Raw genomic sequence first — 20,167 nt, 5'->3', positions numbered from 1 at the left:
GCACCCTCCGACACCGACCCCGTCGGTTAACCCCGGACGGGGGTGAGCAGTGGGCTGAGCAGCGGCATGGCCAGCTCCAACTGCCAGGCCCGCGCCTCGTGGTCGCTGAGGAAATCAGCGAGATCCATGGGGCTGAGCGTGGTCTGGGTCGACTCCCACACGGCGGCGCGGAGGACGGCGGGGCGGAGCAGATTCTCCGTCGGGACGGAGACCTCGACGGCCAGGTCGGCGAGTGCCTCCCGGGCTGCCACCAGCCGCCCGTGCGCCTCCGGATAGTCTCGGGCCCAGGTCTGGTGGGAGGGGGTGCCCCGGTCGGGACGCTGCCGGGCCGGCCAGGTCGCGGGATCGGAGGCGCGGGCACGGGTGAGGATCTGGAACCAGAAGCTGGTCGCCGACTTCCGTCGCCCCGGGAAGCCCCGCACCCGGGCGAGTTGGGCGGGGGTGTCCGGCAGTGTCCGGGCGACCTCGACGAGCACCTTGTTGGGCAGGACGCGGGAGACGGCACGGTCATTGTCCACCGCGATGGTCTCCCGGGCCAGCCAGAGTTCACGCGCGACGGCCAGTTGTTCGGGCCGGGTGAGGGTGGAGACTCCCTTGGTGTCCTGCCAGGTGGTGGAGGCGGGCTCGGTGATGTCGGCGTGGGTGGCGCGGATGTGCTCGAATTCCTCGGTGGCCCAGTCGAGTTTGCCCTGGGCGTCGAGGATCTCCGCCATGGCCTCGGCAAGGTCGAGGAGGAGTTCGACGTCGAGTGCGGCGTAGGCGAGCCAGTTCTCGGGGAGGGGGCGTTGTGACCAGTCCTCGGCGCCGTGGCCCTTGCGGAGGTGGACGTCGAAGATCTGCTCGGTCATGGCGGCGAGGTTGACGTGGTCGAATCCGGCGAGGCGGCTGGCTAGTTCGGTGTCGAACAGGGAGCCGGGGTAGAGGCCGAGCCAGGCGAGGCAGGGCAGGTCGGAGGCGGCCGCGTGGATGACCCAGTCGGCACCACTGAGGACGGGGGCCAGCGCGGCGGTGAGGTCGTCGCGGTGGCCCTCCGGGTCGAGGAGGAGCGTGCCGACGCCGCGGCGGCGGATCTGCAGGAGGAAGGCGCGGTCGTCGTAACGGAAGCCGGAGGCGCGTTCGGTGTCGACGGCGATGGGTCCCTGCCCGGCGGCCAGGGCGGAGGCGGCCGCGTGGAAGCCGGCCGGGGTGTCGATGAGCGGCGGTACCCCGCCGGAGGGGAGATCCATGGTCTCAGAGCCTAACCGAGGCGCGTGACTCCCTCAGGCGGAAGACCGGCGACGTTGGCCAGCACGCGGGAGAATGCGAGGACGTGGGGGGTGAGGTCGAGTGCCTCGGCGGTCCAGGAGGCGCGCATCTCCAGCTGGTGGGAGCGCGGCGGGCCGCCGATCTCGCCGAACCGGACGGACGCGGTGGCGGTGACGGTGCCGCCGAGGTTGGTGAGGGTGGCGCCGGTGTCGGCGAGCGCCTCCGTCAACCACTCCCAGGCGACGTCCGGCAGCAGCGGGTCGGACGCGAGTTCATGCTCCATGTCGGCCTGGATGTAGGCCACCAGTCGCATCGCCCCGTCCCAGGCCTCCTCCGCACCGGGGTCGTGGAGGAGGATGAGACGGCCGAAGGCGTCACCGGAGTCGGTGTCCTGCTCATCGCGTTCCACCTCCAGGCCCACAGCGTGGCTGAAGGGGGCGAGGCGCTGCGGCGGGCGGATCGTTCCGAGGGTGATCTCGGGGCGCAGCTGTGCGGCGTGCATGGACTCAACTGCCTGGGTGAATGCCGGCGGAGTGGAGTTGCCGGAGTTGGTCGGCAGGTGCGTCGGGGTGGCGTCGTTGAACACGTTCCCAAGGTAACCACCTGACCTGGTGCGGCAGGGTAAGGCGCGCCGGTGGTCGCCCGCCCCGGGTATCCAACTTATGATGGATGGAGTCCGATCGTATCCCGCAGAAAGAGGTCATCCGTGAGCAAACTGAATTTCGACGAGCTCAACAGCGTGCAGCGCTACACCCAGTTCGTCACCCTCCGCGCCATCCCCGGCGCCCTGGGTAGTGAGCGAGACGGGATCATCGACGAGGTCCGCCGGTTCCTGGCGTCCCTCGAGGAGGAGGGACTGGTCACGGTCCGCGGCATCTACGACATCTCCGCCATCCGTGCGGAGGCGGACATGATGATCTGGTGGCACGCCGAGCAGTTCGAGCAGCTCCAGGCCGCCTACAACCGGTTCCGCCGCACCACGGTGCTGGGCCAGTCGATGGAGGTGTTCTGGATCGGCACCGGCCTGCACCGTCCGGCCGAGTTCAACCGCTCCCACCTGCCGTCCTTCATCATGGGGGAGGACGCGGAGGCGTGGATCACCGTCTACCCGTTCGTGCGTTCCTATGACTGGTACCTGCTGGAGCCGACGGAGCGTCGCCGGATCCTCTCCGAGCACGGCCAGGCCGCCCGTGATTTCCCGGATGTGCGCGCCAACACGGTCCCCGCGTTCGCGCTGGGTGACTACGAGTGGCTGCTGGCCTTCGAGGGCCCGGAGCTGGGCCGCATCGTCGACCTGATGCACAAGATGCGTTACACCGACGCCCGACTGCACGTGCGCGAGGAGCTGCCGTTCTTCTCCGGTCGCCGCGTGGCGGACGTCGCCGAGATCATCGAGGTTCTTCCGTGAGCCGCAGGCTGATGGAGTTGATGCAGTAACGCAGGTCGGTGGGGGTGTCATAGCCCTCACCGGCGAAGACGTGCCCGAGGTGGGACTCGCAGTTCGCGCAGAGCACCTCGGTGCGCGTCATACCGTGCGACGTGTCGGTCTTCTCGATGATCCGGTCACCGGCCAGGGGGAGAAGAAGGACGGCCAGCCGCAGTGCGACTCGAACTTCTGGTTGGAGCGGAACAGTTCCGCGCCGCAGGCCCGGCAGGAGTACACGCCCTCGGTGGTGGTGTCGGTGTATTCGCCGACGCCCGGCGGCTCAGTCCCGGCCTGTCGCAGGACGTGATACTCCTGCGGGGTCAGGCGCTGGCGCCATTCGTCGTCGCTGATCAGCTTGAAGTCGGTCATACTCCTGCGAACGCTTGTCGACGCCCGCGTATTCCCCACGCCACCACATCAGCACGCACGTGGTGGTCACCACCAGCAGCAGCGCCCACCCGAAGGTGGGCTTGAAAAAGTCCATCCACCGGCTGACGTCGTGCCAGGTCGAGGACATCCACCCGTCGGGGGAGAGGAAGAGATAGGCAGCCAGCCACGCCGGCCACGCGTGGAACACGCTGGTGCGCAGCAGGACCGTGAAGATCATCGGGAACAACATCATGGAGTAGTACATCTGCCCCAGCGAGGACAGGAAGAACACCCCGGTCATGAGCAGCCCGGTCGTGGTGGTGGCCCACAGCAGCGGGTCGGTGTGACGCCAGCGCAGCAGCACGATGACACCGACCGCGACAATGACGGCGAACAGCAGCCAGATGAGCGACTCCAGCACCGGCGGCATGCCGAAGTAGACCGAGATGCCGGCCAGGGAGGAGTTGGCGTAGTCGCGGACCTGCCCGAGGTAGGGCACGAGGCGGGTGACGTAGTCGCCGGCGCCGGGCACGAGAGGCCAGGCGATGAGGTTGAACGCCACCGGGACGGTGACGCCACCGACGATGGTGCGCCAGTCGAACTTCACCGCCGGCAGGAAGAGCAGGGGAGCGAACTGCGGCTTGATGAGGATCGCCAGTCCGATGACGATGCCCGACCACCAGCTGCGCCCGTGCAGCAGCAGCCACAGGAATCCGACGAGCGTGAGGAAGAGCACCCCGTTGATGTTGGAGAAGATGAGCGTGTTGCGCACCGATTCGGTGAGGAACGCCAGGGCGACGGCCGCAGGGAACACGACCGAGCGCAGCGAGTAACCGAACATCCGGGTGAGGACCGCCAGCCCGGCGATGATGGCAGCGGCGTTGACCACGATGAACCACGACCGGGCGGCGTCGAAGTCCGAGACCGTCCCCAGCGGGGACAGCAGGAGCGTGGCGCCGGGGTTGTAGAGGTAGTGCGGATCCACGTGATGGTAGATCTCGTTGTAGACGGGGACCCCGTCGAGGAAACGGCGGATCGCCGAGTACACGGTGGTGAAGTCGTCGGTGGTCGCGCCGTTGAACGCCAGGATGAACACCCGGTGGAACACCAGCATCACGGCCAGCGGCCAGGCGACGGCGGTGCCGACGGCGTCGAACGGGGTGCGCCGACGCGGACGGAACTCGTCCGTCAACGGGTCCGGGGCCACCCAGAGGCGGTCGAGTCGGGGAATCGGCGTAGTCACGGACCCACACTAACCGAGCGGATTCCTCCGGTAGCGGAGAAACACCGTGCCGTCCGCCGTCGCCGCCAGGTGATCCAGGGCGAGGCGTCGGTGGACCGGGCCGGTGAGCAGCTGCTTGTCGGCGGGGGAGTGCAGGACCGGGTCGATGGTGAGGTGGAGGACGTCGACGAGGTCGGCATGGAAGAGCTGGGAGTACAGGCTCGGGCCGCCCTCGCAGGAGATGCGGCGGTGCCCGAGGCCGTGGAGGGTGGCCACGATGTCCTCCGCGCCGCCCGAACCGGTGGAAACGAGGGTCGCACCGGCGGCGGTGAGGAGGGCGCGGCGGTGGGTGAGGGCGGCGTCGTCAAGCGAGGACTGCGGGACCAGCAACAGTGGCGAACCCTCGGTGAACACGCGGGTGCCCGGATCGAGGGAGAGGCTGCGGGTGACCACCGCCAGCGGAGTCGGGGAGCCGCCGTAGTCCTCCGCCGTGACCGTGCCCGCGCCGACGAGGACCACATCCGCCCAGTCACGCAGCTCCAGCAGAAGTGCGGTGTCGGTGGCGTTTCCCATCGTCCCGGTGTCACCGTCCAACCGGGCGGCACCGTTGGCGGTGGTGACGGCCACGGCGCGGAGCTCGGGCAGGTCGGGGCCAATGAGGTCCGCCGGTGCGATCTCGGGGGGAAAATGCGACATGGGCCCGACCTTAGTCGGACCCATGAACTGAGCGGATGACGAGACTCGAACTCGCGACCCTCACCTTGGCAAGGTGATGCGCTACCAACTGCGCTACATCCGCATCGAGGTTTTACCCTCTGTGCGCGATACTGGGATTGAACCAGTGACCTCTTCCGTGTCAGGGAAGCGCTCTCCCGCTGAGCTAATCGCGCGTGAGTTAAACAACGTCTAACTAGAGGTGGAAACGGGAATCGAACCCGTGTGCACGGTTTTGCAGACCGTTGCCTCACCACTCGGCCATTCCACCGTTACAGATACCTCGGTGAGAAGATACCAGAGCGGATGACGAGACTCGAACTCGCGACCCTCACCTTGGCAAGGTGATGCGCTACCAACTGCGCTACATCCGCATCGAGGTTTTACCCTCTGTGCGCGATACTGGGATTGAACCAGTGACCTCTTCCGTGTCAGGGAAGCGCTCTCCCGCTGAGCTAATCGCGCGGGTTCATTTCATACCGATTGGCCCGGTGAAATGAGAGCGGATGACGAGACTCGAACTCGCGACCCTCACCTTGGCAAGGTGATGCGCTACCAACTGCGCTACATCCGCATGCACCGGCGTTGCTTGGTGCGAGAATGAACTTTATCCTCAACCGCCGTCACAATACAAATCCCCAGCTGGCAGGCGGAATCCGCGGGCGGGGAGTGGGCGTGAATGACACCGGTGTTATTCGCCCGCCACCTGCGGATTAGGACACCGGAGGTGGTGTTGTGTAATGTTCGATAGCGCACAAGCACGGTCCTATGGCTCAGTGGAAGAGCGTTCCGTTCACACCGGAAAGGTCGCTGGTTCGAACCCAGCTAGGACCACCACCGACACCCTCCCCGGCGGAGGGTGTTTTTTCCATGCCCGTGGCCTGAATCACCTCCGAGGGGTTTGCTCCGGTCAGGGGAGGTTCGTGAATAAAAATCCTGGGTGGCCGGAAGGTGAATGGGAACTAACCCTGGGCAGGGGCCGACTGTTTCCATGATCCCCGCACCGTGCGGGTATCGTATGCCCCGACCACCCGACCCCACCCGAAGGTGACACCCCACGTGAAACTGTTCCGAGTCCTCGCCGCGCCCCTGGCCGTCGGCATCCTGGCCGTCTCCGCCCCCGTCGCGGCGGCGCACGATGTCGTCGTCGGTGGTGAGCCCGCTGACCAGGCCGTGCTCGAGGAGTTCCCGGACGAGGTGTCCCTGGAGTTCTCCGGGTACATCCAGGAGGACTTCAACACCTTCGCCGTTTCCGACGTCGCCACCGATGAGGTGCTGTTCTCCGGCGAACCCGCCATCGACGGTCGCTGGGCCCGCCTCGAGGTGCCCGGTGAGGTGGACCCCGGTGACGGTCAGTACCGCATCGGTTTCCAGATCACCTCCTCCGACGGCCACTCCACCCGCGGGATGACCACCTTCACCGTGGGTGAGGCAAAGCCGGCCGAAGAGACAGAACAGGCACCGGTCTCGGAAGAAGAATCGGGCGGGCTGGTCGATGGACCGCTCGCCTGGGTCCTGGGAGCAGTGGGCATACTCGCCATCCTCGGTGTCATCGCCATGGCGATCGCCCGGGGCCGGAACACCCCACAGGAGTAGAACATGAGAATTCGAGGACTGGTCGCCGTCACCGCGGCCGCGCTGGCACTGGCCGGATGCAGCCCGACCAATGAGAACGCCGCTGAGGAATCGTCCGGCGACGTGACCTTCACCGACGGTGTCGTCCGTGCCAAGGGCACCGACAAGGAGATGACCGGCATCTTCGGCACCTTCCACAACGGCACCGATGAGGACGTCACCATCACCGGCTTCACCTCCGACGTCGAGGGCACCTACGAGATCCACGAGGTCGTCGACGGCGTCATGCAGGAGAAGGAGGGCGGCATCACCATCCCCGCCGGCGGCAGCCACGAGATGGCCCCGGGCAATGACCACATGATGATCCTCGACCATCCGGCCGAGATCCCCGCCGGTGACGTCGTCGACCTCACCATCGAGCTGGGCAACGGCGAGACTCTCGAGGTCGAGGACGTCGCCGTACGCACCATGAACCCGGGCGACGAGGACTACGGCGAGGACGGGGAACTGTCCGGCCACGAGCCCGAGCACGACCACTAGAAGGAGCACCATGTCATCGCTGTCCCGGCGGGGTTTTCTCACCGGACTGTCCGTCACCGCAGGAGGGGCGGCGCTGGCTGCCTGTTCCACCGATGAGCAGGACCGGGTCATGGCGCAGGGGGAGGGCGACACCCGGCTGCAGGACGCCATCGTCGCGTTCGATGACGTGCACCAGGCGGGTATCGCCACGCCCGTGCAGACCCACCTCAACCTCATCGCGTTCACCCTGGCGGACGGCGTCGACCGGGCGGGCCTGACGCGGCTCATGCGGTCCTGGACCGAGGACTCCCGCGCGCTGTGCACCGGCGAGACGCCGCTGGGCAGCCTCGAACCTGAACTGGTCGTCGCACCCGCCAACCTCACCATCACCTGCGGGTTCGGCCCGCGCATCTTCGACGTCGCCGGGCTGACGGAGAAGCGCCCCGACTGGCTCACCCCGCTCCCGGACTTCAGCCGGGATGAACTGGATCCACAGTGGGGCCAGTCCGACCTGGTCATCCAGGTGTGCGCCGATGATCCGCTCATGGTTTCTCACGCCACCCGGCATCTCGTGCGTTCGGGTGTGGACTACGCCCGGGTGGCCTGGCTCCAGCAGGGCTTCCTCCACGCCGACGGCTCCGTCTCCGAGGGCACCACGCCCCGCAACCTCTTCGGCCAGGTGGACGGTACCGTCAACCCCCGACAGGACGAGGACTTCGACGATCAGGTGTGGATCTCCGGTAACCAGCCGGCGTGGGCGCAGGGGTCGACGTCGATGGTGGTCCGCCGGATCACCATGAACATGGACACGTGGGAGATGCTCGACCGCACCTCCCGGGAGGTGTCCATGGGCCGCAGTCTGCACAACGGTGCGCCCCTGACGGGGACGGAGGAGTTCGACGAGCCGGATTTCGCGGCCGTCGACAAGTACGGCCTGCCGGTGATCGACAAGGACAGCCACGTCGCCCGCGCCCACCACCCGGACCAGAAACTCCTGCGCCGCCCCTACAACTACGATCTCCCGCCGGAGCCGGGCAGCGAACAACTGTCCAACTCCGGTCTGGTGTTCATCTGCTACCAGCAGGACCCGGTGCGCCAGTACGTCCCCATCCAGCAACGGCTTGACGACGCCGACCGGCTCAACGAGTGGATCTCCCACATCGGCTCCGCGGTGTACTGGATCCCGCCGGGCACGAGCCCCGACGGGCGCGAGCGGGACAGGTTCTGGGCGCAACGCCTCCTCGAGGACGAGTGAGGCCTACCCCGCGGGGTAGGATGATCCGCGAACGTCAGACGTTGAGCAGGCGGCGGCCAGGTATGCCGCCGCCTGCGCGAGCGCAGTAAGGAGCGCAGCACACTCATGGTGAACACCACCGTTTCCCCGTTCCAGGTACCCGCCGGCACCGCCGTCGGAACCGCCATGCGGGAGCTTGACCTGCCCAACAAGGGCCCGGACGCCATCGTCTGCGTCCGGGACACCGAGGGGCAGCTCAAGGATCTGGCCCACGTGCCCGACACGGACGGTGAGTTCACCCCGGTGCCCGCCAACTCCGAGGCCGGTCGCTCCGTGATCCGCCATTCCTGCGCCCACGTCCTCGCGCAGGCCGTGCAGGCCGAGTTCCCCGGCACGAAGCTGGGAATCGGCCCGGCCATCGAGAACGGCTTCTACTACGACTTCCAGGTGGCCGAGCCCTTCACCCCGGAGGATCTGAAGACGCTGGAGAAGCGGATGAAGAAGATCATCAAGTCCGGGCAGCGCTTCGAACGCCGGGTGTACGAGTCCGCCGAGGCCGCCGCCGCGGAGCTCAAGGATGAGCCGTTCAAGCTCGAGCTCGTGCAGGACAAGGGCAACGTCGACCCGAACTCGGACGAGGCCACCGAGGTCGGTGCCGGTGATCTCACCGCCTACGACAACGTCAACCCGCGCACCAACGAGGTGGAGTGGTCGGATCTGTGCCGCGGCCCGCACATCCCCACCACCCGCTACATCCCGGCCTTCGCCCTCACCCGGTCCTCGGCCGCCTACTGGCGCGGCGACCAGGCCAACGCCGACCTGCAGCGCATCTACGGCACCGCCTGGGAGTCGAAGGAGGCGCTCGAGGAGTACCAGCACATGCTGGCCGAGGCCGAAAAGCGCGACCACCGTCGCCTCGGCGCAGAACTCGACCTGTTCTCCTTCCCGGATGAGATCGGCTCGGGTTTCCCGGTGTTCCACCCCGACGGCGGCATCGTCCGCCTGGAGATGGAGGAGCACTCCCGTCGACGGCACATCGAGGCCGGGTACTCCTTCGTCAACACCCCGCACATCACCAAGGGAGATCTCTTCGAGAAGTCGGGCCACCTCGGCTTCTACAAGGAGGGCATGTTCCCGCCGCTGCAGCTGGACGCGGAGTATGACGAGGACGGCAACGAGACGAAGCCGGGCCAGGACTACTACGCCAAGCCGATGAACTGCCCCATGCACAACCTCATCTTCGATTCCCGGGGCCGGTCCTACCGCGAGTTGCCGCTGCGCCTGTTCGAGTTCGGCACCGTCTACCGCTACGAGAAGTCCGGCGTCATCCACGGCCTCACCCGCGCCCGCGGGTTCACGCAGGACGACGCCCACATCTACTGCACCGACGACCAGCTCGAGGACGAGCTGACCACCGTCCTCGACTTCATCATCTCCCTGCTCAAGGACTACGGCCTGGACGACTTCTACCTGGAGCTGTCCACCCGGGACCCGAAGAAGTCCGTTGGCTCGGACGAGATCTGGGAGCGGTCCACCGAGATCCTGCAGCGGGTGGCCGACGCCTCCGGCCTCACCCTCGTGCCGGACCCCGAAGGAGCGGCCTTCTACGGCCCGAAGATCTCCGTGCAGGCACGCGACGCCATCGGCCGGACCTGGCAGATGTCCACCGTGCAGCTCGACTTCAACCTGCCGGAGCGCTTCAACCTGGAGTACACCGCCTCCGACGGAACCAAGAAGCGCCCCATCATGATCCACCGCGCGCTCTTCGGCTCCATCGAGCGCTTCTTCGGCGTGCTGCTCGAGCACTACGCCGGTGCGTTCCCGGTGTGGCTGGCCCCGCACCAGGTCATCGGCATCCCGGTCGCGGACGACTTCGCCCCGCACCTGGAGAAGATCACCGACCAGCTGCGCCAGCGGGGCATCCGCGCCGAGGTGGACACCTCCGATGACCGCATGCAGAAGAAGATCCGCACCCACACCACCGGCAAGGTGCCTTTCATGCTGCTGGCCGGTGCCCGCGACGTGGAGGCCGACGCCGTCAGCTTCCGCTTCCTCGACGGCACCCAGGTCAACGGTGTGCCCGTCGACGAGGCCGTCAACCTCATCGACGCGTGGGTGAAGGAACGGATCAACGAGCAGCCGAGTGAGGAAGCCCTTGCAGCGCGGCGCTGAGGACACCTGGGTCGACACCGGGGTGGGGGAGCCGGACGCCCTCACCCGCCTGTGGGCGCCTTACCGGATGGGGTACATCGCCGAGCGGCCCGGTCACGCTGAGCCGCACGACCCCTTCCTGGAGGCGCCGAAACGCAGCGACGAGGAGGCCCTCATCGTCGCCCGCGGTGAGTCCGTGTTCGCCATCCTCAACCTGTACCCGTACAACGCCGGGCACCTCATGGTCATCCCGTACCGCAAGGTCGCCAGCATCGAGGATCTCGACGACGCCGAGACCGCGGAGATGATGGTCTTCGCCAAACACGCGGTCAAGGTCCTGCGGAAGGTCTCGCGGCCCGAGGGGATCAACGTCGGTTTCAACCTGGGCCGTGCCTCCGGCGGGTCCGTCGGCGACCACCTGCACATGCACATCGTCCCGCGGTGGGCCGGTGACGCGAACTTCCTCACCATCCTCGGCGGCACGAAGGTGCTGCCCCAGCTCCTGCGGGACACCCGGAAGCTGCTGGCGGACGCGTGGGACCAGGTCGACGGGGGGACCCGTGCTTAGTGTCCACGGCCGCCGGCCGGCCGCCGTCATCGTCGAACCGCTCGCCCGGGCGCTGCTGAAGACGGGTGTCAGCCCCAACACCGTCACCGTCGCCGGTGCCGCGGTGACCATCGCCATCACCGTCGTGCTCATCCCCACCGGTCACCTCGTGTGGGCGGCAGTGCTGTCGGGCCTGTTCGCCGCCTTCGACATGATCGACGGCACCATGGCCCGCCTGCGGGGCGGCGGCACCCGCTTCGGCGCGACACTCGACGCCACCTGCGACCGGATCACCGACGGCGCACTGTTCGCCGCCATCACCTGGTGGCTGATCTACTCCTACGACGCCCACCCCTCCCTCGTCGTCGCCGCCTTCATCGTCCTGGTGTCCTCCCAGGTCATCAGCTACGTCAAGGCCCGCGGCGAGGCGAGCGGCTTCCGCATGGTCGGCGGACTCATCGAACGCCCCGAACGGCTCATCATCGGGCTGGTGGGTGTCGGTCTCCAGGGGTTCGGCGTCCCCTACGCCATCGACGTCGCCATCTGGGTGCTGGCCGCCGGTTCGGTCATCACCGTCATCCAACGACTCATGCTGGCCAACCGGGACGACCGCGCCCGGGAGACCATCGCGCCCCCGGCCGGCGCTGAGGCGGCGAAGTGAATCTGGCGGCCCTGGGGTACCTGGCGGGCTGGCGGATGGTGCGTCTGCTGCCGGAACCGGTGGCCCGGGCACTGTTCCGAGCCGGGGCGGACAAGGCCAGTGACCACGGTCGGGGGATGGAGCAGCTGCGGCGCAACCTCATCCGCGTCGTGGGGGCGGAGAACGTCACCGCGGAGCTGGTGCGGGATTCGGTGCGTTCCTACGCGCGCTACTGGTTGGAGGCCTTCCGCCTGCCGGCGATGAAGGACGACCCGCGACTGGATGCGCGTCTGGCGGCGGGCGTGGTGGGCCGGGAGCATCTCGATGCCTCCCTGGCCGCCGGCCGCGGGGTCATTCTCGCGCTGCCGCACTCGGGTAACTGGGACATGGCGGGTACGTTTCTCGTCCGTCATTACGGCCAGTTCACCACCGTGGCGGAACGACTGAAGCCGGAGGTGCTGTTCACCGCGTTCGTCGAGTTCCGGGAGTCCCTCGGCTTCGAGGTCCTGCCGCTGACCGGTGGGCGGCCGGCCTTCCCCCGGCTCCGGGAGGTGCTCGAGGGTGGTGGCATCGTCTGCCTGCTCGGGGAGCGTGATCTCACGGACCGGGGGATCGCCGTCGACTTCTTCGGCGAGGAGACGACCATGCCCGCCGGGCCCGCCCAGCTGGCGGTGGCGACCGGCGCCGCCCTGCACGCGGTGCACTGCTGGTTCGAGGAGGACGGGTGGGGTTTCTCCGTGTCGGAGGAGATCGCCGTGGATGACGTGGGCGCCACCACCCAGCGCCTCGCCGACCGGTTCGCGGTAAATATCGCCCGGCACCCGGCGGACTGGCACATGCTGCAGCCGCAGTGGACGGCGGACAAGCGGGGGAGAGGCTGATGCGCGTCGGTATCGTCTGCCCCTACTCCTTCGATGAACCCGGCGGAGTTCAAGCCCACATCCTTGACCTTGCGCAGGTGCTCATCGATTCCGGCCACCATGTCGGCGTCCTCGGGCCGGCGTCGGCGGACACGGAGCTGCCCGGCTTCGTCACCCGGGGCGGCCGGAGCGTGCCGGTGCGCTACAACGGTTCTGTCGCCCGGCTGTCCATCGGCCCGCACGTGCGCACGAAGATCCGCGAGTTCATCGGTCAGGGAGATTCGACCTCCTCCACATCCACGAACCCAACTCGCCGAGCTACTCCATGGCGGCGTTGTGGATGGCGTCGGGGCCCATCGTGGCCACCTACCACGCCTCGAGCGCCGGCTCGCGAATGCTGGCGCTGACCCGCCCGCTGCTGCGCCCGGCCCTGGAGAAGATCCGCGGCGGGATCGCGGTCTCCGAGATGGCGCGCCGCTGGCAGGTCGAGCAGCTCGGCGGCGACCCGGTGCTCATCCCCAACGGGGTGGACACCTCCCGCTACGCCGCGTCCCGTGTGCCGGAGGACCAAAAGTCGGGGCCGGTGGAGATCGTCTTCCTCGGCCGCCTCGACGACTCCCGCAAGGGACTGGACATTCTTCTCGACGCCCTCCGCCTCGTCGACCGCGACATCCGGGTCACCGTCATCGGCGGCGGCCGCCCGCGCCACGCACCCGGGGTGGAGTTCGTCGGGCGGGTGAGCGACGAGGTCAAGGCCCTCATCCTCGGCCGCGCCGACATCTACGTCGCCCCCAACACCGGCGGTGAGAGCTTCGGCATCGTGCTGGTGGAGGCGATGGCGGCGGGCTGCGCGGTCGTCGCCAGTGACCTCGAGGCCTTCGCCGCCGTCTGCGACGACGCGGGCCTGCTCTTCGAGACGGGCTCGGCGTCGGCACTCGCCGCGGCGCTGCAGTCGCTTATCGACGCCCCCGCCGCCCGCGCCCGGCTCGTCGCCGCCGGCACCGAACGTGCCCGCCGGTATGACTGGCAGAGCGTGGCCCGCGACGTGCTCACCGTCTATGAGACCGTCGCCGACGGCACGACCGTGGAGGTGGACCGGTGATCTGGTACATCCTCGCCGCCGTCATCATCACGGCGATCGCCCTGTGGGCCTACTTCACCGCGCAGCGGCTCAACCGTCTGCACATCCGCACCGACTCGGCGCTCGCCGCCCTGCAGGCCGCGCTCGACCGGCGGGCGGCCGTCCTCGCGGTGGTAGAACCGGAGGCGATGCCGCTGGCCGTCGCCGCGGAGAACCACGCCCTCGACCACGGCCGGCTCGAGGCCCGGGCCGTGCGGGAGCGGCAGATCTCCCAGGCCATCGAGGCGCTCGGGCCTCATCGACCGGTCCAGCTCGTCGACGCGGAGGTACGCGTCCAGCTGGCCCACCGCTTCTACAACGAGGCCGTCGCCGACACCCGGGCGCTGCGGCTACGCCCGGCCGTGCGCGCGCTGCGGCTCGGCGGGACAGCCCCGCTGCCCGAGTTCTTTGAACACCACTCGTCCCAGCCACCAGGCGGACAGCAGGGTGAGGAGCACGACGAGTCCGTTCCGCGCGACCAGTAACGTCAGCGGCAGTCCTGCGGAGGCGATGTCCTGGTAGAGGACGTCGTAATGGACCGGGTAGATGAGGAAGGTCAGTCCCGCCGCAATGACGGTCAGCACCGCCATCGCGCGCACCTGCCAGTCGGCGCTGACGCACAGGCACACGGCGAGCAGCGGACCGATCCACACGAGATACTGCGGGGAAAACACCTTGTTGGTGACGATGAGCAGCAGCACCAGCAGCAGGGCGAACGCCAGCGCGGAACGGGGATGCCAGCGGTCGGTGAGCATCATCGTCGCGGCGACGATGACCGCGAAACCGAGGACGACGAGTATGCCCACGTCGACGGCCGTGACGGCCCCGTCGGTAACGGGCCCGTGGATCTCGAAGCTCTTCGACGAGGAGTAGCCGATCCAGTAGTCGGTCGGGTTGCGGTGGGCGTCGAGCATGAACGGGGTGGCCGCCAGGGACTCGATCTGCAGGCCCCGCTCACCCTGGTAGGTCAGTGGGCTGATGAGCCGGTCCACCCCGGAGGTGACCACCGTGACCAGGGCGAAGGCGGCAAGGCTGCCGAAGAACGCGAGCAGCCGCAGCCAGGTGCCGGCCCGCCGGAGACCTCCCACGAGACTTGCGGCGAGCACACCCGGCCACAGCTTCACTACGGTGGCCGCCGCCAACGCCACCGACGCCCAGGCGGGACGGTGGAACAGCAGCGCACCGAAGGCGGCGACGAGCAGGCCGGGGAACAGATCCAGCCGCAGGTAGAACACGTGCCCCACGGCGAGGCCGAAGCACACCCAGAACCAGCCGGCGGTGAGCCGGCTGCGGTCGGTGCGGCGGAGGATGAGGGCGAGGAAGGCGGCGTCGAGAAGCAGGCACATGACCAGGAAGCCGACGCGGAACGTCTCCCAGGAATCGCCGGTGAGCAGGGCGAGGAACCGGACCGGCCACACCCCGGCGTCCGGGTACTCCGTCAGGGCGGTCGGGTCGAGCCCGGTGACGCCGTTGAAGTAGTAGCGGACGTCCCCGAAGGGACGCTGGTCACGCCAGATCAGCCAGCAGAGCAGGAGACGGGAGATGAGCCACCCGATCCACACCGCCGGGCGCGTCATCCGGTGATCGCCTCAGGGTCGTAGGGCTGGCCCATGGTGAGCAGGGCGATGAACACGATGACGATGACCACCGCGAGCACCGCGATGGAGCGGGCGGGATGACGGACGAACTGGGCCAGCACCTTGTCCGGCAGCGACGTCGGCTGCTCATCGGTGCCACGGAAACGCCAGCCGCCCTCGAGCAGACCCCGCCGGTCCGCCCACATGGTGAACGGCCACGCGGCCCACGGGACAACGGAGACGAACAGACCGAGCACGCCGTGCCCGAAGGACCACCGGTTGTTCACCCACAGCAGGACGGTGATGGCGACGAAGCAGAGGAAACCGAAGCCGTGGACCCCGCCGGCGACGGGCATGAGCGCGTCCGTCGTGCCCGAGTACTTGAGGATCATCCCCAGGATGAGCAGTGTCCAGGTGACCATCTCGGTGGCGGCGGCGAGCCGGTGAAGATTCTTCGGTGTCATGGGTGGACATGCTAGTGGCTAGACTCGACAGACGGTGAACCGGTAAGGAGAACACGCGTGAGCACGATTGAACAGATCCTCAGCCTCGAGCGGATCGACGAACTCATCTTCCGGGGTGATCCGGTGGAGTCGGCGCTCACCCGCACCTTCGGCGGGCAGGTCGCCGCCCAGGCGCTGGTGGCCGCCACCGAGACGATCACGGACAAGGCCGTCCACTCCCTGCACGGCTACTTCGTGGCCCCCGGCAAGGCGGACCAACCCACCGTCTACCTCGTCGACCCGATCCGGGACGGCCGGAGTTTCTCCTCCCGCCAGGTCCGTGCCATCCAGGACGGCGAGACCATCTTCTCCATGCAGGCCAGCTTCCACCGGCGCGGGGACGTCGGGCCCGAGCACTCCGACCTCATGCGCGACGTCCCGGACCCGGAGACCCTGCCGGTCGACCCGTCGACCATGCCCGTCAGCTCCCGGGCCCTGCTGGAGGAGTGGGGCGACTGGGACATCCGGGTCGTGCCCTCCGACCGCTACGAGCACAACCCGTACACCCCGAGCCAGCAGGTGGTGTGGTTCCGTTCGAAGCGCCCCCTGCCGGATGACGAGACCCTGCACGTGTGCACCCTGGCCTACATGTCCGACATGACACTGCTGCACTCCTCGCTGGTCCCGCACCCCGGGCACAAGGTGCAGATGGCCAGCCTCGACCACGCCATGTGGTTCCTGAGGCCCTTCCGCACCGACGAGTGGCTGCTCTACGACCAGGTCTCCCCGTCCGCCTCCGCGGGCCGGGCACTGACCCACGGGCGGATCTTCGACCGGGCCGGCAACCTCGTCGCCATGGTCACCCAGGAGGGGCTCACCCGCACGCTGCGCGAGGGTGCCCAGTCCGTCCCCTCGCGTCGCCCCGAGGACTGAGCCGCACGCTGCGTATAGTGGAGCGAGTCAAAAACGTCGCCGTGCTCCCCACAGAGGGGTCGAGCACGCGGACCGATGAAAGGTAGTGAACATGGCAGGCCATTCCAAGTGGGCGACCACCAAGCACAAGAAGGCCGCGAACGACGCCAAGCGTGGCAAAGAATTCGCGAAGATGATCAAGAACATCGAGGTCGCGGCCCGGCAGGGTGGCGGCGACCCCGCGGCCAACCCGACGCTCGACGACATGATCAAGAAGGCCAAGAAGGCCTCGGTCCCCAACGACAACATCGAGCGCGCCCGCAAGCGCGGCTCCGGTGAGGAGGCCGGCGGCGCCGACTGGGAGACCATCACCTACGAGGGGTACGGCCCCAACGGTGTGGCCATGCTCATCGAGTGCCTCACCGACAACCGCAACCGCGCCGCCACCGAGGTCCGCACCGCCATGTCGCGCAACGGCGGCAACCTCGGCGAGTCCGGCTCCGTGGCCTACATGTTCACCCGCACCGGCATCGTCGTCGTGGACAAGGGTGAGCTCACCGAGGACGACGTGCTCATGGCCGTCCTCGAGGCCGGCGCCGAGGAGGTCAACGACCTGGGCGAGAAGTTCGAGATCGTCTGCGCCCCGACCGACATCGCCACCGTCCGGGAGGCTCTCGAGGACGCCGGTATCGAGGTCGACGACTCCGATCAGGATTTCCGCGCCACGGTCGAGGTGCCGCTGGAGCTCGAGGACGCGAAGAAGGTGTTCCGTCTCATCGACGCGCTGGAGGACTCCGACGACGTGCAGAACGTCTACACCAACGCCGACGTCGCCGACGAGGTCCTGGCACAGCTCTGATCTTTCGGACACGTGTGCTATACCTGGGTGTGTGAACAGTCTGGAGAACCTGCGGGTGATGGGCATCGACCCGGGTCTGACCCGGTGCGGGCTCTCCGTCGTCCAGGCCGGTCGCGGTCGGGCGGTCCTGCCCGTCGCGGTGGGCGTCGTCCGCACCCCGGCCGGTGCCGAACTGGCGGAACGCCTCAAGCGGCTTTCGGCCGCCGTCAACGACTGGATGGATGACTACCAGCCCGACGTCGTCGCCATCGAGCGCGTGTTCGAGCGTGGCAACGTCTCCACCGTCATGCACACCGCCCACGCCGTCGGCGTCCTCGTCCTGGGGGCGGCCCAGCGCGACATCCCGGTGCACATGTACACCCCGTCGGAGGTCAAGAAGGCCGTCTCCGGCAACGGGCGTGCGGACAAGAAACAGATGACCACCATGATCACCCGGATCCTCGGGCTGTCCGAACCCCCGAAGCCGGCCGACGCCGCCGACGCCCTCGCCCTGGCCGTGTGCCACTGCTGGCGCGCACCCCTGCTGGCCCGGACCGGCGCCCTGCTGGAATCCTCCACCGAAAGGACCCGCCCATGATCGCCTCGCTGCGCGGCACCGTCATCTCCCTCGGCCTCGATCACGCGGTCATCGAATGCGCCGGGGTGGGCTACCGCGTGGAGGCGACCCCGGGGACGTTGGCCACCCTGACCCGGGGCGAGGACGCGACCGTCCTGACCTACCTCGCGGTCAAGGAGGACGCGATGACCCTCTACGGCTTCGTCTCCGACGAGGACCGCGGGATGTTCCACCTCCTGCAGACCGTCACCGGCCTGGGCCCGCGCCTCGCGGTGGCCTCCCTGTCGGTGATGAACGCCGGGGAGATCTCCCAGGCCATCGCCGGGGAGGACGCCAAGGCGCTGCAGCGGATCCCCGGGGTGGGCAAACGTATGGCCGAACGCCTCGTCCTGGAACTGCGGGACAAGGTCGCCGCCTACACGCCGGCCGAGGTCCCCACGACGACGCCGCTGCCGATCGCCGCCGCCGGCGTCGCCGACCAGGTCACCGAGGCACTCATGGGCCTCGGATTCACCGACCGGGTCGCCGTCCCCGTCGTCGAGGGCGTGCTCACCGACAACCCGGAACTGGACACGGCCGCCGCGCTGCGCGCCGCCCTGAGCCAGCTCGGCCGGAAGTAGGGGAGCGGGCACATGTCTGACGTGGAGCGCACCGAGTTCCAGCTGCCCGAGCGGGACGTGGTGGACACTCGCCTGCAGGCCGGCGAACAGGACGCGGAGACGACGCTGCGCCCGCGCAGCCTCGACGAGTTCATCGGCCAGCAGAAGGTCCGCAGCCAGCTCTCCCTCGTGCTCACCGGCGCGAAGAACCGGGGGGTCACCCCCGACCACGTCCTGCTGTCCGGCCCGCCCGGCCTGGGCAAGACGACCATGGCCATGATCATCGCGCAGGAACTGAACACGAACCTGCGCATGACGTCCGGGCCCGCGCTCGAACGGGCGGGTGACCTCGCCGCGATGCTGTCGAACCTCATGGAGGGCGACGTCCTGTTCATCGACGAGATCCACCGCATCGCCCGCCCGGCGGAGGAGATGCTCTACATGGCGATGGAGGACTTCCGAATCGACGTCATCGTGGGCAAGGGTCCCGGCGCCACCTCCATCCCACTGGAGATCCCCCCGTTCACCCTCGTCGCCGCGACCACCCGCTCGGGCATGCTCACCGGCCCGCTGCGCGACCGCTTCGGATTCACTGCCCAGATGGAGTTCTACGACGTCACCGACCTCACCCGCGTGGTCACCCGCGCGGCGACGATTCTCGGTGTGAGCATCGACCATGACGCCGCCGTCGAGATCGCCTCCCGCTCGCGGGGCACACCCCGCATCGCCAACCGGCTACTGCGCCGGGTGCGCGACTTCGCGGAGGTCAACGCCGACGGTCACATCGACATGGCCGCCGCCCGGGGAGCCCTCGAGGTCTTCGACGTCGACGAGGCCGGCCTCGACCGCCTCGACCGTGCCGTCCTCAGCGCGCTCATCCGCGGACACGGCGGCGGGCCCGTGGGTGTGAACACCCTCGCCGTCGCAGTGGGGGAGGAGTCCACCACCGTCGAGGAGGTGTGCGAACCCTACCTCGTCCGCGCCGGCCTCATCGCCCGCACCGGACGCGGCCGGGTCGCCACCGCCGCCGCCTGGCACCACCTCGGGCTCACGCCACCCGACGGGACCCTGGGTCTGCACTGATCCGGGGCCGTCTGGCAGACTGAACCACCATGGATCTCATTCTTCTCCTTCTCATCATGGCCGTGTTCATCCTGCCGTCCTTCTTCATGATGCGCTCCCAGCGTCGCCGCCAGGCCGAGCTGCAGAACATGCAGGCCTCCGTCGGCATCGGTGACCGCGTGGTCACCGTCTCCGGCATCCACGGCACCATCACCGGTGAGCAGGGTGACCAGATCACCGTCGAGATCGCACCGTCCGTGGACGTGACCATGGACCGCATCGCCATCCTCCGTAAGGCCACCCCGCAGGACCTCGGCACCGCGACCCCGACCGCGGACCCCCTGGGCACCGCCCCGGCCGGCTCCGACGAGACCGGTTACCGGCACCCCGAGTACCCGGTGGACGATGATCACCCGGAGAACCACCCCGACGGCGGGCGCCCGGACAACCGCTGACGGAGGTCGTCGCGCTGGCCGGCGGTGAACCCGGTGGACCGGACAGCCAGCTGGACTTGTCCGGGTCGGACTCGGACCCACC

At 68.4% G+C, this 20,167-nt stretch carries 20 protein-coding genes, 7 tRNA genes and 3 pseudogenes; 17 read left to right on the top strand and 13 right to left on the bottom strand.

Going from position 1 to position 20,167, the window contains the following annotated elements; translation table 11 throughout:
* Positions 1–26: 26 nt before the first annotated feature.
* Together QP029_RS11855 and QP029_RS11850 are read right to left on the bottom strand one after the other, a co-directional pair.
* Positions 27–1,226, bottom strand: coding sequence for a ribonuclease D (locus QP029_RS11855; RefSeq protein ID WP_284874476.1), 1,200 nt, complete (start codon positions 1,224–1,226; stop codon positions 27–29).
* A gap of 11 nt (positions 1,227–1,237) precedes the next feature.
* Positions 1,238–1,831 (bottom strand): DUF3000 domain-containing protein, encoded by a 594-nt coding sequence (locus QP029_RS11850; protein ID WP_432418682.1) that lies wholly within the window; start codon positions 1,829–1,831, stop codon positions 1,238–1,240.
* Positions 1,832–1,951: 120 nt separating this feature from the next.
* Between QP029_RS11850 and hemQ the strand changes: the two genes are divergently transcribed.
* Positions 1,952–2,653 carry a hydrogen peroxide-dependent heme synthase gene (gene hemQ / locus QP029_RS11845; RefSeq protein ID WP_284874475.1) on the top strand — a complete coding sequence of 234 codons (702 nt, stop codon included), beginning with the start codon at positions 1,952–1,954 and terminating at the stop codon, positions 2,651–2,653.
* On the opposite strand, the pseudogene msrB reads toward hemQ, so the two are convergent.
* From msrB to QP029_RS11800, 9 genes and pseudogenes are all read right to left on the bottom strand, one after another.
* Positions 2,634–3,040 (bottom strand): annotated as a pseudogene (gene msrB / locus QP029_RS11840) (peptide-methionine (R)-S-oxide reductase MsrB). The gene hemQ and the pseudogene msrB overlap by 20 nt on opposite strands.
* Complete coding sequence (locus tag QP029_RS11835) at positions 2,952–4,283, bottom strand: glycosyltransferase family 87 protein (protein ID WP_284874474.1); 1,332 nt, start codon at positions 4,281–4,283, stop codon at positions 2,952–2,954. The pseudogene msrB and the gene QP029_RS11835 overlap by 89 nt, the downstream one beginning before the upstream one ends.
* Before the next feature lie 9 nt (positions 4,284–4,292).
* Positions 4,293–4,958 (bottom strand): dihydrofolate reductase family protein, encoded by a 666-nt coding sequence (locus tag QP029_RS11830; protein WP_284874473.1) that lies wholly within the window; start codon positions 4,956–4,958, stop codon positions 4,293–4,295.
* Positions 4,959–4,988: 30 nt separating this feature from the next.
* Positions 4,989–5,061: transfer RNA gene (locus tag QP029_RS11825), tRNA-Gly, on the bottom strand.
* Between the two features lie 19 nt (positions 5,062–5,080).
* Positions 5,081–5,152 (bottom strand) — tRNA-Val (locus tag QP029_RS11820).
* Positions 5,153–5,176: 24 nt separating this feature from the next.
* Positions 5,177–5,247 (bottom strand) — tRNA-Cys (locus tag QP029_RS11815).
* A gap of 30 nt (positions 5,248–5,277) precedes the next feature.
* Positions 5,278–5,350: transfer RNA gene (locus QP029_RS11810), tRNA-Gly, on the bottom strand.
* A gap of 19 nt (positions 5,351–5,369) precedes the next feature.
* Positions 5,370–5,441 (bottom strand) — tRNA-Val (locus tag QP029_RS11805).
* 36 nt (positions 5,442–5,477) lie between these two features.
* A tRNA-Gly gene (locus QP029_RS11800) sits at positions 5,478–5,550 on the bottom strand.
* 188 nt (positions 5,551–5,738) lie between these two features.
* Here QP029_RS11800 and QP029_RS11795 point away from each other — a divergent pair.
* The 10 genes and pseudogenes from QP029_RS11795 to QP029_RS11750 all read left to right on the top strand — a co-directional run bounded on the left by QP029_RS11795 (position 5,739) and on the right by QP029_RS11750 (position 14,107).
* A tRNA-Val gene (locus tag QP029_RS11795) sits at positions 5,739–5,813 on the top strand.
* Between the two features lie 222 nt (positions 5,814–6,035).
* Positions 6,036–6,572, top strand: coding sequence for a copper resistance CopC family protein (locus QP029_RS11790; RefSeq protein ID WP_284874472.1), 537 nt, complete (start codon positions 6,036–6,038; stop codon positions 6,570–6,572).
* A 3-nt stretch (positions 6,573–6,575) separates the two neighbouring features.
* Entirely contained in the window at positions 6,576–7,091 is a 516-nt protein-coding gene (locus QP029_RS11785) for a copper chaperone PCu(A)C (protein ID WP_284874471.1), read from the top strand.
* Between the two features lie 10 nt (positions 7,092–7,101).
* Complete coding sequence (locus QP029_RS11780) at positions 7,102–8,325, top strand: Dyp-type peroxidase (RefSeq protein ID WP_284874470.1); 1,224 nt, start codon at positions 7,102–7,104, stop codon at positions 8,323–8,325.
* A gap of 105 nt (positions 8,326–8,430) precedes the next feature.
* On the top strand, positions 8,431–10,476 hold the full coding sequence (thrS, locus tag QP029_RS11775) for a threonine--tRNA ligase (protein WP_284874469.1): 2,046 nt from the start codon (positions 8,431–8,433) through the stop codon (positions 10,474–10,476).
* Positions 10,460–11,023 carry an ATP adenylyltransferase gene (locus QP029_RS11770; protein WP_284874468.1) on the top strand — a complete coding sequence of 188 codons (564 nt, stop codon included), beginning with the start codon at positions 10,460–10,462 and terminating at the stop codon, positions 11,021–11,023. The genes thrS and QP029_RS11770 overlap by 17 nt, the downstream gene beginning before the upstream one ends.
* The gene (gene pgsA, locus QP029_RS11765) at positions 11,016–11,663 is read left to right on the top strand and encodes a phosphatidylinositol phosphate synthase (RefSeq protein WP_284874467.1); all 648 of its coding nucleotides are present in this window, start codon (positions 11,016–11,018) and stop codon (positions 11,661–11,663) included. Before QP029_RS11770 ends, pgsA begins: the two co-directional genes overlap by 8 nt.
* A gap of 35 nt (positions 11,664–11,698) precedes the next feature.
* Positions 11,699–12,523 carry a phosphatidylinositol mannoside acyltransferase gene (locus QP029_RS11760; RefSeq protein ID WP_284876243.1) on the top strand — a complete coding sequence of 275 codons (825 nt, stop codon included), beginning with the start codon at positions 11,699–11,701 and terminating at the stop codon, positions 12,521–12,523.
* Positions 12,523–13,604 (top strand): annotated as a pseudogene (locus tag QP029_RS11755) (glycosyltransferase family 4 protein). Before QP029_RS11760 ends, QP029_RS11755 begins: the two are co-directional and overlap by 1 nt.
* A complete protein-coding gene (locus QP029_RS11750) occupies positions 13,601–14,107 on the top strand; it encodes a hypothetical protein (protein ID WP_284874466.1) in 507 nt (168 codons plus the stop codon). Before QP029_RS11755 ends, QP029_RS11750 begins: the two are co-directional and overlap by 4 nt.
* 549 nt (positions 14,108–14,656) lie before the next feature.
* On the opposite strand, the pseudogene QP029_RS11745 reads toward QP029_RS11750, so the two are convergent.
* A pseudogene (locus QP029_RS11745) lies at positions 14,657–15,199 on the bottom strand (DUF2029 domain-containing protein); the annotation flags it as partial.
* Positions 15,196–15,663 (bottom strand): DUF3817 domain-containing protein, encoded by a 468-nt coding sequence (locus QP029_RS11740; RefSeq protein WP_284874465.1) that lies wholly within the window; start codon positions 15,661–15,663, stop codon positions 15,196–15,198. The gene QP029_RS11740 and the pseudogene QP029_RS11745, both read right to left, overlap by 4 nt.
* Positions 15,664–15,720: 57 nt before the next feature.
* On the opposite strand from QP029_RS11740, the gene QP029_RS11735 reads away from it, so the two are divergent.
* The 6 genes from QP029_RS11735 (at position 15,721) to yajC (ending at position 20,085) form a co-directional block, all read left to right on the top strand.
* Entirely contained in the window at positions 15,721–16,575 is an 855-nt protein-coding gene (locus tag QP029_RS11735) for an acyl-CoA thioesterase (RefSeq protein WP_284874464.1), read from the top strand.
* Between the two features lie 91 nt (positions 16,576–16,666).
* Positions 16,667–17,413, top strand: a complete 747-nt coding sequence (locus QP029_RS11730) for a YebC/PmpR family DNA-binding transcriptional regulator (RefSeq protein WP_284874463.1) — start codon at positions 16,667–16,669, stop codon at positions 17,411–17,413.
* Positions 17,414–17,471: 58 nt separating this feature from the next.
* Positions 17,472–17,990, top strand: a complete 519-nt coding sequence (ruvC, locus tag QP029_RS11725; protein WP_284876242.1) for a crossover junction endodeoxyribonuclease RuvC — start codon at positions 17,472–17,474, stop codon at positions 17,988–17,990.
* A complete protein-coding gene (gene ruvA, locus QP029_RS11720; protein ID WP_284874462.1) occupies positions 17,987–18,589 on the top strand; it encodes a Holliday junction branch migration protein RuvA in 603 nt (200 codons plus the stop codon). The genes ruvC and ruvA overlap by 4 nt, the downstream gene beginning before the upstream one ends.
* A gap of 12 nt (positions 18,590–18,601) precedes the next feature.
* On the top strand, positions 18,602–19,651 hold the full coding sequence (gene ruvB, locus QP029_RS11715; RefSeq protein WP_284874461.1) for a Holliday junction branch migration DNA helicase RuvB: 1,050 nt from the start codon (positions 18,602–18,604) through the stop codon (positions 19,649–19,651).
* Positions 19,652–19,680: 29 nt separating this feature from the next.
* Positions 19,681–20,085 carry a preprotein translocase subunit YajC gene (yajC, locus tag QP029_RS11710; protein WP_284874460.1) on the top strand — a complete coding sequence of 135 codons (405 nt, stop codon included), beginning with the start codon at positions 19,681–19,683 and terminating at the stop codon, positions 20,083–20,085.
* Positions 20,086–20,167: the final 82 nt, after the last annotated feature.

The sequence above is a fragment of the Corynebacterium suedekumii genome (assembly GCF_030252185.1).
Taxonomy (GTDB): domain Bacteria; phylum Actinomycetota; class Actinomycetes; order Mycobacteriales; family Mycobacteriaceae; genus Corynebacterium; species Corynebacterium suedekumii.
The sequence above is the reverse complement of the archived record's forward strand: the minus strand, read 5'-3'. Positions and strand labels throughout refer to the sequence as shown.